The following is a 16,180-nucleotide window of genomic DNA, read 5'->3' on the forward strand; positions in this document are numbered from 1 at the left end:
ACGTCCCCCCCGGCCTTTTAAACCCCGTTACCCCTCCCCCCCCCCGCCATTTTAACCCCCGGGGGGGGGGCCCGCCGGGGGCCCGCCACGCGGCTCTCGGGAAAGCTGACGAGCCATGCGCAGAGCACCCGTTGTCACCCTCCTCCTCGTCGTCCTGACGGGGCTCTTCCCCTCCCCGGCCCGAGCCGCGGACAACGGCGAGTGGTCGGTCCGGCCGGCCGACTCCGCGATCACCCCGCGCACGGCCTTCCAGCTCTCGGTGCGGCCCGGTACGACGTTCGTGGACCGCGCGGTCGTCACCAACACCACGGGCGCGCCGTTGACCCTGCGGCTCCACGTCGCCGACGCCTACAACACGCCGCGCGACGGCGGCCTGGCGGTGCGCGGCCGCGAGGAGACCCAGCGCGACGTGGGCACCTGGGGGAAGCCCGAGCAGGACGTCGTGACCGTCCCGGCCGACTCGTCGGTCACCGTGGGCTTCACCCTCGCGGTTCCCGCCGACGCCGCGCCCGGGGACCACGTCGGCGCCCTGATGGCGGTCGACGACCGGGTCCAGCCGGGCTCCGGGTCCTTCATCGGTGTGCGGCGCGGCGTCGGCGCCCGGATCTACCTGCGGGTCGAAGGCCCGCAGCGGCCCTCGCTCGCGGTCGAGGGCCTGCGCCTCACCGCGCGGAACCCGCGCGTACCGTGGACCGGCGACAGCAGGACCACGGTGTCGTACACCCTGCACAACACCGGGAACGTCAAGCTCGACCCCCGGGTGTCGCTGAGCGTCGGGGGAGTGTTCGTCGGGGGTCCCACCACCAGGCAACTGACGAACGTGCCGGCCGAGCTGTTCCCCGGGGAGCGGGTGCAGGTGACCGAGGACTGGCCGGGGGCGCCCTCGGGCTGGGGCGACGCGACGGTCACGGCGACCGCCGACGGGGTGCGTGCCAGCGGGTCCGACGGCTTCCTGGAGGTGCCGTGGATCCCCCTCGCCGGCGTCCTCGTCCTCCTCACCGCCGGGGGCGCCGTCCTGCTGGTCAGGCGCCGTAGGAGGGTGGCGGCCCGCCCGGCCGCCGCGTGAGCCCCGCCCCCGCCCCGGCCGGGGCGGGCACCGGCGGACCTCCGTCACGGAGAGTCGCGACCGGACCGACCGGTGCGACCTCGGGAGCCGCGCCGGAACTCGTGATCGACCACTCCTTGCCAGCATCGTGACAAACCAGGGTAAATAGGGACTATGAACCCTGCTCTGGGTGGTGGCGACAAGATCCCCCCGGCCGGCCCCGCTGCCGGCCGCGGCGGCGCGTCCGGCACCGGCACCGGCGCCGGCCGCCGGCCGTCCGCGGCGGCCAGCGGCGCCGCGCGGGGCGACCCGCCGCAGCCGCCCCGTCCACCGGGCCGGGCGGGCGACCGCAGCTTCGCCCGCGAGGTGTTCCTCGTCCAGCTGGTGATGGTGGTGCTCCTGGTCACCGGCGCCGTGGTCGCCCTCGTGGTGCAGTCACAGCACGCCACCCTGACCGACGCCCGGCACCGCACCCTCGCCGCCGCCGAGTCCTTCGCCCACGCGCCGGGGCTGGTGGCGACCCTGGAGGGCGACGCCCCGTCGGCGACGCTCCAGCCCCTGGCCGAGGAGGCCCGCAAGGCCGCCGGCATCGACGCGATCATCGTGTACCGGCTCGACGGGACGGCGCTCACGCACAGCGACACCTCGCAGGTCGGCAAGTTCGTCATCGGCCCGTACTCCCAGGCCGCCGAGGGCGAGGCCTTCACCAGCACCTTCAACGGCGCACTGGGCCGCTCGGTGGTCTCCGCCGTCCCCGTCAAGGACGCGGCCGGCACCGTGGTGGGCATCGTCGCCGCCCCCGTCACGGTCGAGTCCATCCACAAGTCGGTCCACCAGGAGCTGCCCGTCATCCTGATCGGCGCGGCGGCCGCCGTGGCCCTCGCCGCCGGCTGCGCCGCCCTGGTGAGCCGTCGGCTGCGCCGCCAGACCCGGGGGCTGGGCGCGGCCGAGATGACCCGGATGTACGAACACCACGACGCCGTCCTGCACGCGGTGCGGGAGGGCGTCCTGATCACCGACGACAGCGGTCGCCTGCTCCTGGCCAACGACGAGGCCCGCCGCCTCCTCGACCTCCCCGCCGACGCGGAAGGACGTCGGGTCGACGCCCTCGGTCTCGACCCCGCCACCGCCGAACTCCTGGCCTCGGACCGGAGCACCAACGACGAGGTCCACCTGGCGGCGGACCGCCTGCTCTCCCTCAACAAGAGGCCCACCACGCCCACCGGAGTGCACGGGACCAGCGTCGTCACCCTGCGGGACACCACGGAGCTGAACGCGCTCACCGGCCGGGCCGAGCTGGCCCGGGCGAGACTCAAACTGCTCTACGACGCCGGGATGCTGATCGGCTCGACCCTGGACGTGGTGCGCACCGCCGAGGAACTCGCCCAGGCCGCCGTCCCGGGCTTCGCCGACATCGCCACCGTCGAACTGCAGGACCCGGTGCTGCACGGCGACGCCCCGGCGGGCGCCTCCACCGAGCTGCGCCGCTGCGCCGTCGCGGGACTGGCGAAGGACCACCCGCTCTACCCCGTCGGGCGGCTGATCGACTTCGCGCCCGGCACGCCGATGGCGGCTGGCGTGCGCGAGGGCCGGTCCGTCATCGAGGCCGACCTCGCCGCCTCCACCGGCTGGCGCACCCAGGACCTCGACCGTGCCCAGCAGATCCTCGACTACGGGATCCACTCGCTGATGGCCGTGCCGCTCCAGGCCCGCGGCGTGACGCTGGGGCTGGTGAACTTCTGGCGCACGCACGACTCCCCGCCCTTCGACGAGGAGGACCTCGCCTTCGCCAAGGAGGTCGGCGGCCGGGCCGCGGTCTGCATCGACAACGCCAGGCGCTACAGCCGCGAGCACGCCATGGCGGAGACCCTCCAGCGCAGCCTGCTGCCGCGGGAGCTGCCCGCCCAGGAGTCCCTGGACGTGGCACACCGGTACCTGCCGGCGCAGGCGGGCGTGGGCGGCGACTGGTTCGACGTGATCCCGCTGCCGGGCGCCCGGGTCGCCCTGGTGGTCGGCGACGTGGTCGGCCACGGCCTGCACGCCGCCGTCACCATGGGCCGGCTCCGGATCGCCGTCCACAACTTCTCGGCCCTGGACCTCGCGCCGGACGAACTGCTGAGCCACCTCGACGACCTGGTCACCCGCATCGACGACCAGGAGGGCGAGGGCCCGGACAGCGCCCAGGCGATGACCGGCGCCACCTGCTTCTACGCCGTCTACGACGCGGTCGGCGGGCGGGTCAGCGCCGCCACCGCGGGCCACCCCCCGATGGCGGTGATCCGGCCCGACGGCACCGTCGAGTTCCTGCACCCGCCGGTCTCCCCACCGCTCGGCCTGGGCTTCGGCATGCCGGTGGAGGCCGTCGAACTGGAGGTGCCCGAGGGCTCCCGACTGGTCCTCTACACCGACGGCCTGCTCGCGGCCCGTGACCGCGACATCGATGTGGCCCTGGGCGCGCTGGGCGAGGCGCTCGGCGGGCCGTTCCGCCTCCCGGAGGCCACCTGCGAGGAGGTGCTGGAGTCGATGCTGGTGGAACGGCCCGTCGACGACATCGCCCTCGTGGTGGCACGCACCCGGCTCCTCTCCCGGGACCGCGTCGCCGAGTGGGAGGTGGCGAACACCCCCGAGGCCGTGAGCCCGGTGCGCCGGGCCTGCGCCCGCCAACTGGCCCGCTGGGACCTGGAACACCTCGCCTTCGGCACCGAGCTCATCCTCAGCGAGCTCATCACCAACGCCGTGCGGTACGGCGTGCCGCCCATCCGCGTCCGGCTGCTCCGCACCGCGACCCTGGTCTGCGAGGTGTCCGACGGGAGCAGCACCGCCCCGCACATCCGCCGGGCCGCCGACACCGACGAGGGCGGCCGGGGACTCTTCCTCGTCGCCCGCTACGCCGAGCACTGGGGGACGCGCTACTCGGCGCGGGGCAAGACCATCTGGACCTCCCAGGCGCTCAGCGGAGGGGACGGGGCGGCCGATGAACCGTCGGAGGAGGAGCTGCTCGGTCAGTGGGACGATCTGGCGATCTGAACCGGCACCGAGCGCGCCGGAGCGCGACGGGGCGCGACGGTCCCGGGGCGGTCGGCCCGCGCGAACTCGGGCCGTGCCCCGGGCCCCGGGCCGAGTAGGCTCGAAGGGCACGCACACCGCGTCACCGCCGAACCCCCTCAGGAGGCGTCGTGACCCGAGTACGCCGCCGTGTTCACGCGCTCGCCGTCTGCTGCTGCCTGGCGGTGGTGGGTGTCGCCGCCTGCGGCGGGAGCGAGCAGCCGCCGCCGGTGCGGCCGGCGGTCGCCGTCTCGGCCCGGAACGCCGGAGGGATGGCCGCGCTGGTCGCGGCCGCCCGGTCGGAGGGCAAGCTCAACGTCACCACGCTGCTGCCGCACTGGGCGAACTACGGCGGCCTGATCGACGGCTTCACGGCGAAGTACGGGATCCAGGTCGTCGCCGACAACCCCTACGGCTCCAGCCAGGACGAGATCGACGAGATCCACCGCTACCAGGGCCAGGAGCGCGCGCCCGACGTCCTCGACCTCGGTGACGCCTACGCCCAGTCCGCGGCGGACCAGGGCCTGCTGGCCACGTACGAGCCGGCGACGTTCGACCGGATCCCGGACCAGCAGAAGGACGCCGACGGCCGGTGGGCCAACAGCTACGGCGGCTACGTGTCGATCGGGTGCGACGCGAAACGGGTCCGGACCTGCCCGGCCTCGTTCGCCGACCTGCTCAAGCCCGAGTACAAGGGCATGGTCGCGCTGAACGGCGACCCCACCACCGCGGGGTCGGCCTTCGCCGGGGTGTTCGCGGCGGCCCTCGCCAACGGCGGCTCGTTCGACGACATCAGCCCCGGCGTCGCCTTCTTCGCGAAGCTCGACGCCGTCGGCAACTACAACCGGGCCAACCCCAACCCGGCCGCGATCGCCCGCGGCGAGACGCCGATCAGCATCGAGTGGGACTTCCTCAACCTCACCCACGTCGCCGAGCTCGCCGGCAGCGGTGTCGACTGGCGGGTGGCCATCCCGTTCGACGGCAGCTTCTCGCAGTACTACGCCCAGGCCATCAACAAGACCGCCCCGCACCCGGCCGCCGCCCGCCTGTGGGAGGAGTACCTGGCGAGCGCGGAGGGCCAGAACCTGCGGCTCGTCGACTACGCGCGCCCCGTCCTGCTGGACGCCATGGCGAAGAACGGCACCCTCGACAAGGCCCTCGCCGCGAAGCTGCCGACGGTCGAGGGCACGCCGGCCTTCCCCACCGAGGGTCAGCTGAACACGGCGCTGCAGTACGTCCGGCAGAACTGGGCCGCGGCCGTGCCCGTCCGGTGAGCTCGAACCGGCCGGGATTCCCCGCTGTGCCGGGCGGGCTGATCTGACATCATGGAGCGATGTCTTCGGTCGAACTCCCCGGTATGACACTGGAATGGGCTCAGCCCCCCGCTGACTGGACGTACCGCGACGGCGCCCTGACCGTCGTCGCGGGAGCCGGTACCGACATCTTCACCCCGCCCCTCGGCGGAGATCCGAGGACGGACGCCCCGCGCGCGCTGACCGTCGAACCCGTCCAGGGCGACTGGCAGTTCGGCGCGCGCCTGCGGGTGGGCTTCCGCGACTCCTGGGACGCGGGCGCCCTCCTGGTCTGGTCCGACGCCGAGCACTGGGCGAAGGTCAACTTCGAGTACGCGCCGGACGGCCACCCGGCGGTCTTCTCGGTCGTCACCCGGGGCCGCTCCGACGACGCGGTGGGCGGGCGGGTCGACGACGAGCACCTGTGGCTGCGGATCAGCCGGATCGACGGCGCCTTCGCCTTCCACGCCTCGTCCGACGGGAAGCGGTGGAGCCTGGTCCGGCAGTTCGACCTGGACGGGTCGCGCCCGGTGCGGGTCGGGATCGAGGCGCAGTCACCGGTCGGTCAGGGCTGCGAGGTCGTCTTCGACGAGATCGCCTTCACTCCCGAGCGGCTGGCCGACCTCCTCGACGGCAGCTGACCCGGCCCGGGGGGGCCGCGCCGACCGTGGTCGGCGCGGCCACGGCGAGCGCCGCGTCAGCGGTTGTGCGCGACCTGACCGGGCTTGCAGCCCGGCACGGTCGCCGACAGTTCCAGGGCGGCTCTGGTGAGGGCGCCGTACACCCCGTCGGCGCGTTCGTCACCCCGGATCCCGGCGGCCTGCTGGAAGCCGGCGAGGACCCGCCCGGTGGCGGCGTCGAAGCGGCCGCGCTGGAACACCGAGTCGCCCGGCGCGCAGCCGGCCTTGACCAGCAGCCGCTGCAACTGCAGCACCTCCGCCCCGGAGTCGCCCAGCCGCAGCACCCGTACTGTCGGCGCCGTCGCGGACGGGGAGGGCGCGGGGGAGGTGGGCTGCGGGGCGGGCGGCGGAGCCGTCGGCGTCGGGGGCGTGCTCGGCGGAGCGGGTGTGACGGTGTCGCTCGGCACACCGGGGGGCGTCGTCGGCGCCGGTGGCGCGGTGGTCGGGCTGATTCCCGACGGGGGTGACGCGGGCGCGGGTTTGGACCTGCGCGGGCTCGGGGTCGCCGGTGCCGACGGTGACGAGGGCGCCGGTGCGGGCGGGAGCGGCGTGGCACTCTCCGTCGTCGGCACCGGGGTGAGGTCGTCCGCGGTGACCGGTGTCCGGTCGGCCTGCTGGGGTTCGGCGACGTGGCTCACCAGTGGTCCGGCCATCGCGAACCCGATGGCCAGCGCGAGGGTTCCCACACCGGCGGTGCCGACCGCGATCCGGCGGCGGGCGACCGCGTGCCGCCCCGGCCGGCCGGGCCGGGAACGGTCGGGGGTGAGCACGATGTCGGCCGACCACTCCTGAGGAGGTGTCGGCTCCTCGGGTGCGAACGCGGGTGTGGCGGTGGCGGTGGCGGTGGCTGCGGGCGCCGCCGTCCGCCGGTCGGTCGGCTCGGGGCGGAAGCACGCCAGCAGGCCGGTGCGCAGGCGGTCGCCGTCCCACCGGTGGACGGCCCGCAGATCGTCCAGCGCCCCGTGGCAGCGGTGGCACTGCGCCAGGTGGGCGGCGAGTTCGGCCGTGGGCGCGGTGCCGCTGCCCGCCACCTCCGCGAGCAGGGCGGCCAGATGGCGGCACCGGCGCTCGGGAGCGCCGGCGGCGTGGGCGCGGACGTAGGCGTCGGCGAGGGCTCTGCGGGCCTGCTCGGAGGGGGCCGGGCGGGCAGCCGCGGGCCGGTCGCCTCCGGTCGCCGGGGTGAGCGCCCGCCACACTTCGGTCGCCGGGAGGTCCGGGAGCTGGGCCAGCGCGCCCTGCAGCGGACCGTCCGCCTCGGCGACGACCTCGCGGTAGCTCCGGTGCGCCGTCCTGCGGACGGACAGCCAGGCCCGGAAGTCGGCCGACAGGTCGTCGTCCCGACCGCTGTCGGCCCAGTCGGCGGCGAGCAGCCGTGCCTCGCCGAGCAGGACGCAGACCCAGGACGAACTCCGGGCCCGCTCCTGGAGGACGGCGTCGAGCGCGCCGTCCAGGACGTCGGCGGCCAGGGTGTGCGCGGCCCGCGGAGTGGCGCAGAGGAGGCCGGCGTAGGCCAGCACCACGTCGCCGTACCGGAGCGTGCGGGCCCGGGCCGTGACCCGCCCGGCGGGCGAGGGGGGCACGGGCCCGTCGGAACGCGCGTCGCCGGGCGAGTTGCGAGCAGATGACATGAAGGTCCTCGGGGACATCGGCCGACGACGGGTGCGCACGGGCCTCTCGCGCCGCCTACCGGGAGCGTCGTTCTTCGGTCATGGGCCGCAGCCCGGGGCGGCACGGCTCCCGGGCTGTCCGTCGGCCGGCGAGCGGGCGGAGCGGGGCCGCGGTGCGCCGTCCGGGTGCTCCCGTCTTCGACGCCGGGCGGGGCGCGCGCCGGTGCTCACAAGCGGAAGGCGGCGGTCGGCCGGCACATCGGGTCCGCGGCGCAGTCGGCGGAACGCAGCTGAAGGTCGTCGAACTCCTGCCCGTGGCCGGAGGACGCGAGGAGCAGTCCGGAGGAGCGCTGGCGAAGCGCGCTCTCCCCGCCCGTGAGGTCGACCACCTGCCAGGACTGACGGTTGTTCCCGTCGCACACCTCCTGGGTGACGATGGCCCCGGTGGTTCCGGCCGATTCCAGGCAGCCGCTGTTCGCGGCACCGACGATCTGGACGCCGCCGGAGCGGTCGGCGCGCACGATCCACGACTGGACGGTCAAAGACTCGCACTTCATGAAGTACGGGGTGCCGGTCGTCGACTCGAAGTCCTCGATCTCGCCGCAGGTCCCCGTCGTGGCGAGACGCAGCTGTACGCGACGGTCCCCCGGCAGCGCGGCGGCGGGGGTGGAGATCGATTGGACGCTGGCCGTCAGCGATCCGTCCCGCCTCTTGGTCGGGGTCCGGCGGGGTGAGGGAGGGGCCGGGGCGCTGGGCCGGGTGCTGGGGCTCGGCGGCGCGGCCTTGGTGGGGGACGCGGTGACGCCCGGTGCTGCCGCGGTCGGGTCGGGGGCCGGGGCGGACGGCGGCGGTGGGGTCTCCGGGAGTGCGGTGGGGGCGGCCGGAGCGTCCGGGACACCGTCCGCCAGGGTGGAGAGCGGACCCGGTGTCCGCGCCTCCGCGGGTTGTCCCGGGGACGACGGCGCGAGGAACGGGGTCAGCGCGATCGCCGCCACGACGACGGCGCCGGCCGTGAGGACGCCGGCCATCGCCTTCGAGGAGGTGCCCGGGAACGGACCGGAGGACGGCGGCGCGTGATGCGGGGTCGGGGCGGGCAGGGAGCCGGAGCCGGCGTGTGCGGCGAGCGCGGACGTGGCGGCCTCACCGCTCGGCCACGGTCCGAGGAACGCCATCGCGGCGAGGCGCAACCGCCGGTTGATGTCCCGCAGTTCCTCGTCGCAGCGCCGGCATTCCGCGCACTGTTCGAGGTGCCTGGCCAGTGCCTTGGACCTGCGCGCCGAGGTGCCGCGGGCGTGTGCGGTGAGCCGGGCCGCGTAGGCCTGGCACTCGGCCGACTGCGTCCTGGACAGGTGCGCCGCCAGGTACGCGGTGCGCAGGCCCTCGCGTGCTCGGGAGGCGAGCGACGAGACCCCGCTCGCCGAGAGCCCGAGCAGGGGGGCCACCTCCTCCGCCGGGCGGCGTTCGACCACCGAGTGCCACAGCACGGACTGCCAGCGCTCCGGCAGGGAGCGGAACGCCGTGACGATCAGGTGGTGCTCGGCGGACGCGGCGACGATCTGGTCGGGGGAGAGGGCGTGATCGGCCTCGTCCGCCCAGTCCTGGACGTCCTCGGTGGGGAAGGAGCGCCGCTCGCTCGCCGCCCACGCCACCGCGGTGTTGCGGACGACGGTGAAGAGGTAGGGGCGCCAGTTGTCGGTCGGCCCGTTGCCCGCCCGCACGGCCGCCAGAGTGCGGACGAAGGCCTCGCTCGCCAGGTCCTCGGCGCGGTGGTCGAGGCCGCCGAGCGAGCGCGCGTAGCCCAGCGCGGCACGGTGGTGGCGCTCGAAGAGCGTCCCCACCACGTCGTCGTCCCCGGCTCGCAGACGGGCGATCAGCGAGGCGTCGGAAGCGGCGTCGGAGCCGGCGGCGGTGTCGTGCCGGGGCTGGGCGGGCTCGCCGGCCGTCCCCTGGCGGAAGGTGGGCACGGAAGTGTCGTCGGCCGGGTGCGGCGGCTGGGGCATGCTGGTCCTTGAGGAGGGTACGGACGTTCGGCTTCGGCTTCGGTGTCGACGGATCGCGGAGCGGGCGGACCAGGGGCCCGCTCGGATGGCCGGAGTGCCGGGGCGGCGCGCGGGGGCCGGAGCGCGGTGGGTGTGCGGCGGTGTCCGGGCCGTGCCCGGCCGGCGATGTTGGCGTGGCCACGGCCCGTGGAGGCCGACATCGGCCGGGCGCGGCCCGCGGGTCGGCGTCCCGGGGCGACCCGCCCTCGTCGGCACCGGGGCGAGGGTTTGGGCAGAGCGCGCCACAGTGCCGCTGACATCGACAACACGGCGGGCCGGCACGGCACACTCCTCGGATCTGGGGAGACTCGATCAGGTGGAGTCGGGACCGCCGCCCGCGTCCCGCTGCGTTACGAGATCGTTATTCGGGGGGCGGCGTGGACTCCGGGACGCCACGGAAGTGGCAGTGAATCGGGATAGTTGAACTCAAAAGAACACAAGCGCACATGATAGAACGATCGAGAGTCATGACACCGTCGACGCGGTGTCGCCGTCAAGGGAGGCGGTCGGCTCGCGGCCTCGACCGCGCGCCGAACGGCGGGTTGCGCCACTGCGCGGGGAGTCCGCAAGGTGGTCACCCCGGGACGGGGCGGGTTCCGTGCGGTCGGGCCTCTTCGCCCGGTCCGACCGGCTCTGGTCCTCGGATCGGGGAGGCCCCGGAGGTCGCCGCCGAGGTGGCCCCGGCTCGTCGGGGCCCGCACTACGCAGGACTACGGCAGGGACTACCTACGGTTCGGCGGACCCGCGCGAACTTGGGTGGCCGCAGTGCTGGACGGGCTCGCCCGCGCGGGTTTTGCTGGAAGTGGAACTACCGCCCGAGATGACCGGGTGCTGCCCGAGGAGAAGAGCCATGGCCACCAGAATGCGGCCCGTTGTGAGCCGCCGCACCGCCATCTATCTGCGGTGTTACCCGTATGACGCGGTGCGGATGCTCGACTGCTGGCAGACCCTTGAGCGCTACTCGATCGAAACCGGGCTGGGTGAGGCGACGCTGTTCCTGGACAACGGGCGGCGGTCGACCGAGCGCCTGGTGGCGCTGGCCGACCTGATGCGCGCTGTGGAGGCGGGCGTGTGCGACACCGTGCTCGTCCCCGGTCCGTTCGTGTTCTCCCTGGACGACGCGGAGGCCGCGGTGACCATCCGGAGGCTGGAGGAAGCGGGCTGCCGGGTCGTCGAAATGCCGCGCCCGGTGCAGCCCTCCCGGGTCCTGGTCGCCGACATGGTCGCGGCCCGCTGACCGTGTGCCGGTCGACCGCCCCGACGGCCGGGGCGGCGGGTGGCAACGCGCGGGCCGTCACGGCACCCCGCGCGAGCTCGGTCTGAGGGCCGCCCGCGCGGCCCGTGTTGGGCCGGAAAGATTCTGACGAGGCGTCAACTCGCGGAGCCCTCAAGGGTATCGAGGCCGGTGGTGGACCGATTCGTCGAAGGTTCCAGTCCGCTGCTCCTGCTCGGGCCCGTCGGCGGTTCCGCCCCGCTCGGCGAGCGCGCGTCGGTCGATGGCCGGGGTTCCGCGCCGTCCGGATCGGCGCTGCCACTGAGCTGATGGTCGGCCCCGATGCCGCCGGTCGCTCCCTTCGGGGGCGGCCGGCGGCGCCGTAGGTGCGAGCCCCGTCGCCGTCGCCGTGCCGGGTGCGGCGCGCCCGTCATGTAGCCCCCTGTCGAACGCCCCCCGCGCCGGCCCCGGAGTCGGCGCGGGGCCGGTGTGGGGCCGGTGCGCCTGCGCGGGGGGCGAGGCGTCCGGACCGCCTCCCCGGCCCGGTCCGGTAAGGGCGTGCGCCGCCGCGGCGGACCGCGGCGCGGATGTCACCGCGTGTGTCACCGCGTGGCGGCGGCCGATCGCATTCGGCCATCGCGACCACGGCCGCCGCGGCGCTCGCGGGGTGGTGGCGGGGCGGCCCGCACGCGGGCGAGGCGGGGTGCGCGACCTGTCCTTCGGCCCGGTCGGAGCCCTGGTGTTCGCGGGACCCGCGGGAGCGCCGCCGAGAGGTCGGCGGGCCCTCGTCGACGCTCGCGGTTCGGCCGGTTCGCGTTGGCGGGGTGACATGTTCGCGTAAACATGCCACGCTTCTCCCAGTCCGCCGCTCCCACCAAGGTCCTTGTGGGAGACGGCAGTTGCGTGTTCCTGCTCCGTCGCTCCGGCCGCCGTTCCCGATGCCTTCATCCGGTTCGGCCGGCCCCGCCGAGGCCGATCCGTGGTCGGCCGACCCCCGAGGAGTTCCGTTGACACGTCCCCCCCACAAGACAGCCGGCGCGTGCGCGCTGGTCCTCGGCGCCGCGCTGATCGCCGCCGTGCTGCCGACCGGTACCGCCGGCGCCGCCCCGCCCGGAGCGGGTACCACCACCGTGACCGCGGCCGGGCGCGCGGCCGTCGGCGGCCCCGCTCCCCGGCCGGGCGCGCTGCCCACCGCGCTGAACCCCGAGGAGCGGGCCGCCCTGGTGGCCGACGCCCGGTCGCGCCGCTCCACCACCGCCCAGGCCCTGGGCCTCGGCGCCGAGGAGGAGTTGGTGCCGAAGTCCGTCGACAAGGACGCCGACGGCACGCTGCACACCCGGTACGACCGCACCTTCGCCGGACTTCCCGTGCTCGGCGGGGACCTGGTCGTCCACACGGCGGCGGACGGCACCGTCAAGGGGGTCGACAGGGCCACGGACGCGGCCATCACGGTGACCTCCGGGCTCGCGAAGGTCACCGCCGAGGCCGCCAACGCCGCCGCGTTGGAGCGCGCCAGGGCCGAGGGCGGGAAGGACGCGCGGGTCGAGTCCGTCCGCGAGGTGGTGTGGGCCGCCTCCGGCACGCCGGTGCCGGCCTGGGAGAGCGTCGTCGGCGGCCTGCAGGACGACGGGACCCCGTCGGAGCTGCACGTCATCACCGACGCCGGCACCGGCACCCGCCTGTTCGACTACCAGAGCGTCAAGAACGGCACCGGCAACAGCCAGTACTCCGGCCAGGTCACCCTCGGCACCGCGGAGGCCGACGGCACCCACACCCTGACCGACAACACCCGTGGCGGGCACCGCACCTACGACCTGGCGCACAGCGAGAGCGGACGGGACAAGGGCACCCTCTTCACCGACGACGACGACGTGTGGGGCAACGGCCGCCCCGACCAGGTGCAGACCGCCGGCGTGGACGCGGCCTACGGCGCCCAACTGACCTGGGACTACTACAAGAACGTCCAGGGCCGGGACGGCATCAAGAACGACGGCGCCGCCGCCACCAGCCGCGTCCACTACGGCACGGGGTACGTGAACGCCTTCTGGTCGGACGCCTGCTTCTGCATGACCTACGGCGACGGCGACTACGACGCCAAACCGCTCACCTCCATCGACGTGGCCGCCCACGAGATGACGCACGGCGTCACCGCCTTCACCGCCGGCCTGATCTACCGCGGCGAGTCCGGCGGCCTGAACGAGGCCACCTCCGACATCATGGCCAGCGCCGTGGAGTTCTGGGCCGGCAACGCCGCCGACCCGGGGGACTACCTGATCGGCGAGAAGATCGACATCAACGGCGACGGCACGCCGCTGCGCTACATGGACAAGCCCTCCAAGGACGGCGCCTCCAAGGACTACTGGTACGCCGGAATCGGCTCCACCGACGTCCACTACTCCTCCGGCCCGGCCAACCACTGGTTCTACCTGGCCTCCGAGGGCAGCGGCGCCAAGATCGTCGACGGCGTCGCGTACGACTCCCCGACCGTCGAGGGCCGGCCGGTGAACCCGATCGGACGCGACGCCGCCGCGGCCATCTGGTTCCGGGCCCTGAGCACCTACATGACGTCCACCACCGACTACGCCGGTGCCCGCACCGCGACCCTCCAGGCCGCCGCCGACCTGTACGGCGCCGACAGCCCCACCTACCGGAACACCGCCAACGCCTGGGCCGCCGTCAACGTCGGCTCCCGGATCACCACGGGCGTCACCCTGACCAACCCCGGCGACCAGGTGACCCGGACCGGTACGGCGGTGAACCTCCAGGCGGAGGCCAGCAGCAGCAACCCCGGGCCGCTCACCTACACCGCCACCGGCCTGCCCGCCGGCCTGACGATCGACAGCGCCGGCGGTCTGATCTCCGGCACCCCCACCACCCAGGCCACCAGCACCGTCACGCTCACGGTCACGGACTCCACCGGAGCCCTCGACGTGCTGTCGTTCTCCTGGATCACCTACACCATCGGCCAGTGCGCCACGGCCCAGCTGTTCGCCAACCCGGGCTTCGAGTCCGGTCATGAGGCGTGGAGGGAGTCGAAGAGCAGGATCATCGACTCCACCAACCCCTACGGCCTCCCGCGCAGCGGCGCGTGGAAGGCCTGGCTCGGCGGACACGGCTACAGCACCACCGACACGCTGGCCCAGACCGTCCACGTCCCCTACGGCTGCCGCGCCACGCTGTCCTTCTGGGTGAACATCACCACGGACGAGGAGACCAAGGTCATCCCGTTCGACAAGCTGACCGTCCTGGCGGGCGACACCGTGGTGGCGACCTGGTCCAACCTGGACGCGACCACCGGTTACGTCGAGAAGAGCGTCGACCTGTCCGCCTACCCGGGGCAGTACGTCGACGTGCGGTTCGTGGCCAGCGAGGACCTCGCGGCCCGGACCAGCTTCCTGATCGACGACACCGCGCTCACCCTCGGCAACTGACCGACCCACCGGACCGGAGCGAGCCGCGGTCCTCGTCCGTCGGAGTCCGGCGGCGATCGCGGACGGACCGCGGCTCGCTCCCCGGAGTGTCCGTCGCCCACCGGGCGGCGGACACCTCGGCGTTCCGGGACACCCGGTCCGTCCCGCGCCGGAGCCGGCCGAGGGCCACGGGCTGGATCACGGTTGGGTAACTCCGCGGGCACGAATGCCGGTTTTCCCCTTTTCACCAGGGACAGCCGAAGGAGACCCGGGAACCCGGCACCGCGCCGGCCCCACGCGGATCGATCCAGCAAGGACTTTGATGCCCGTTTCCGTCGCCCCCCTCACCGACGCCGAACTCACCGGACTGCTGCCGGAGGTGGCCACCCGGCGACCAGCGGCCGAGGAGCTCATGCGCAGACACGGCGAGGTGATCCTGAGTTACGCCGGTCTCCTGTGCAGGGACCGGCAGAGCGCCGAAGCGCTGCTGGTGGGGTCCTTCAACCGGACGCTCGACCTCTTCGAGCACGCGGCCACCCCGCGGCCGACCTGGATAGCGTGCCTCGCGGGCGAGGCCCGGAGGCTGGCCGCCCGGTGGGCCGACGACGGGCGCCTCGACGCGTTGTCGTCCGGGTTCGCCCGCTGGTTGCGACACCTGTGCGGACCGGCCCGGAGCGGCTTCGTCACCGCGCTCCGGACGGCGGAGAACGCCCGTCCGCTCCACCGCGCGCTCCACCGGTTGTCCCCGTCCACCGCCACGGAGGTGTGGCACACCCTGCTGAGGGTGTTCGGGGTCGAGGCCCCGGCCACGCGGCGGGCCCTCCCGGCGCCGGCCGCCCCGGTGCGCCAGGAGCTGACCAGGGTCTACCTGCGGGAACGCAACTCCCTCCTCGGGGAGCGTGGCTGCCGGCACCTGGCGGCCCGGCTGGCCGACGCCGCGAGCGACGACGCCGCCGTCGCGCCGGAGCTGACCGCCCACCTGGCCGCCTGCGGGAGCTGCGTCCAGACGCTGGCCGACCTGCGGGCCGTCCACCGGTGGGACGTCGCGGAACTGCAGGAGCGCGCACTGCTCCGCTGCTGGGAGGCCGCGCCGCAGGAGCCGGCCGGCACCCGCGCCGAGGACGCGGCCGAGTTCCCCGGGCCGCCGCCGGTGGCGGCGGAGGTAGCGGCGGCGGAGTGCGGGGCGTCGCCGGAGCGTCGGCAGCACCGGTCCGCGCGGCATGCCCGCCGGGGCCGGACGGCTGCCCTCTGGGCGGCCGGCCTGGGGACGCTGCTGCCGCCGGTGAAGGCCGCGGTCGGGCCCCGGAGCGGCGCTCCCGAGGCGCCGAGCCCGACGGAGCACCAGGGCTCCGCCGGCCTTCCCGGGCCCACCGGTCCTCCCGGCCCGACCCGTCCGACCAACCCTCCCCGCCCGACCGGCCCGCCGAACGTCCGGGGCGCGACGCCCGACTCCCTCTCCGTGCGCGCCCCCGGGGCACCCTTCGCCGCGCTCTGGTCGGACCTGCCGGGACCGGGCCCGCGCCGCCGGGCGGCCAGTGAGAAGGTGCCCTGGCGCTGCGGTGGGCCCTGGCCGAAGCCGACCGCCGATGCCGCGGTCCACCGCACCTCGACGGCCACGCCGCCGGTCGGACCCGCACCGGTCGGATCGCCGCCGGTCGGAGCGGCGTCCGGGGCGGCAGGCGCATGATCCGCCGCCGGGGGCCTGCCGCACCACCGCGACAGGCCCCCGGCGGCGGGCGGTCAGATCTCCAGGCCCTCCAGCATCTCCGTGACCAGCGCCGCGATCGGCGAGCGCTCGGACCGGGTGAGGGTGATGTGCGCGAACAGCGGGTGGCCCTTCAGCTTCTCC

Annotated in this window: 9 protein-coding genes; 7 read left to right on the forward strand and 2 right to left on the reverse strand. The window is 74.8% G+C overall.

Annotated features, from left to right (window positions below; translation table 11 throughout):
* Nucleotides 1-115 precede the first annotated feature (115 nt).
* The 4 genes from ACFXHB_RS31560 (at nt 116) to ACFXHB_RS31575 (ending at nt 6,023) form a co-directional block, all read left to right on the forward strand.
* Nucleotides 116-1,066, forward strand: a complete 951-nt coding sequence (locus tag ACFXHB_RS31560; protein WP_380578100.1) for a DUF916 domain-containing protein — start codon at nt 116-118, stop codon at nt 1,064-1,066.
* 153 nt (nt 1,067-1,219) lie between these two features.
* Complete coding sequence (locus ACFXHB_RS31565) at nt 1,220-4,072, forward strand: SpoIIE family protein phosphatase (RefSeq protein WP_380578101.1); 2,853 nt, start codon at nt 1,220-1,222, stop codon at nt 4,070-4,072.
* Between the two features lie 149 nt (nt 4,073-4,221).
* Nucleotides 4,222-5,364, forward strand: coding sequence for an ABC transporter substrate-binding protein (locus tag ACFXHB_RS31570; protein ID WP_380578102.1), 1,143 nt, complete (start codon nt 4,222-4,224; stop codon nt 5,362-5,364).
* A gap of 59 nt (nt 5,365-5,423) precedes the next feature.
* On the forward strand, nt 5,424-6,023 hold the full coding sequence (locus ACFXHB_RS31575) for a DUF1349 domain-containing protein (protein ID WP_380578103.1): 600 nt from the start codon (nt 5,424-5,426) through the stop codon (nt 6,021-6,023).
* A gap of 56 nt (nt 6,024-6,079) precedes the next feature.
* On the opposite strand, the gene ACFXHB_RS31580 is transcribed toward ACFXHB_RS31575, so the two are convergent.
* Nucleotides 6,080-7,690: a peptidoglycan-binding protein gene (locus ACFXHB_RS31580; protein ID WP_380578104.1), complete on the reverse strand. Its 1,611-nt coding sequence runs from the start codon at nt 7,688-7,690 to the stop codon at nt 6,080-6,082.
* A gap of 206 nt (nt 7,691-7,896) precedes the next feature.
* Nucleotides 7,897-9,669, reverse strand: a complete 1,773-nt coding sequence (locus ACFXHB_RS31585) for a sigma-70 family RNA polymerase sigma factor (RefSeq protein ID WP_380578105.1) — start codon at nt 9,667-9,669, stop codon at nt 7,897-7,899.
* Between the two features lie 889 nt (nt 9,670-10,558).
* Here ACFXHB_RS31585 and ACFXHB_RS31590 point away from each other — a divergent pair.
* From ACFXHB_RS31590 to ACFXHB_RS31600, 3 genes are all read left to right on the forward strand, one after another.
* A complete protein-coding gene (locus tag ACFXHB_RS31590; RefSeq protein WP_380578106.1) occupies nt 10,559-10,945 on the forward strand; it encodes a hypothetical protein in 387 nt (128 codons plus the stop codon).
* Between the two features lie 983 nt (nt 10,946-11,928).
* Nucleotides 11,929-14,352: a M4 family metallopeptidase gene (locus ACFXHB_RS31595; protein WP_380578107.1), complete on the forward strand. Its 2,424-nt coding sequence runs from the start codon at nt 11,929-11,931 to the stop codon at nt 14,350-14,352.
* A 301-nt stretch (nt 14,353-14,653) separates the two neighbouring features.
* Nucleotides 14,654-16,018, forward strand: a complete 1,365-nt coding sequence (locus ACFXHB_RS31600; protein WP_380578108.1) for a hypothetical protein — start codon at nt 14,654-14,656, stop codon at nt 16,016-16,018.
* Nucleotides 16,019-16,180: the final 162 nt, after the last annotated feature.

The sequence above is a fragment of the Kitasatospora sp. NPDC059327 genome (genome assembly GCF_042752535.1).
Classification (GTDB): domain Bacteria; phylum Actinomycetota; class Actinomycetes; order Streptomycetales; family Streptomycetaceae; genus Kitasatospora.

What these genes read in the sequence shown, in the direction of transcription:
- ACFXHB_RS31590 (WP_380578106.1), top strand. Translation starts at nt 10,559, where the DNA reads ATGGCCACCAGAATGCGGCCCGTTGTGAGCCGCCGCACCGCCATCTAT.
- ACFXHB_RS31560 (WP_380578100.1), top strand. Translation starts at nt 116, where the DNA reads ATGCGCAGAGCACCCGTTGTCACCCTCCTCCTCGTCGTCCTGACGGGG.
- ACFXHB_RS31565 (WP_380578101.1), top strand. Translation starts at nt 1,220, where the DNA reads ATGAACCCTGCTCTGGGTGGTGGCGACAAGATCCCCCCGGCCGGCCCC.
- ACFXHB_RS31585 (WP_380578105.1), bottom strand. Translation starts at nt 9,669, where the DNA reads ATGCCCCAGCCGCCGCACCCGGCCGACGACACTTCCGTGCCCACCTTC.
- ACFXHB_RS31600 (WP_380578108.1), top strand. Translation starts at nt 14,654, where the DNA reads ATGCCCGTTTCCGTCGCCCCCCTCACCGACGCCGAACTCACCGGACTG.
- ACFXHB_RS31575 (WP_380578103.1), top strand. Translation starts at nt 5,424, where the DNA reads ATGTCTTCGGTCGAACTCCCCGGTATGACACTGGAATGGGCTCAGCCC.
- ACFXHB_RS31580 (WP_380578104.1), bottom strand. Translation starts at nt 7,690, where the DNA reads ATGTCATCTGCTCGCAACTCGCCCGGCGACGCGCGTTCCGACGGGCCC.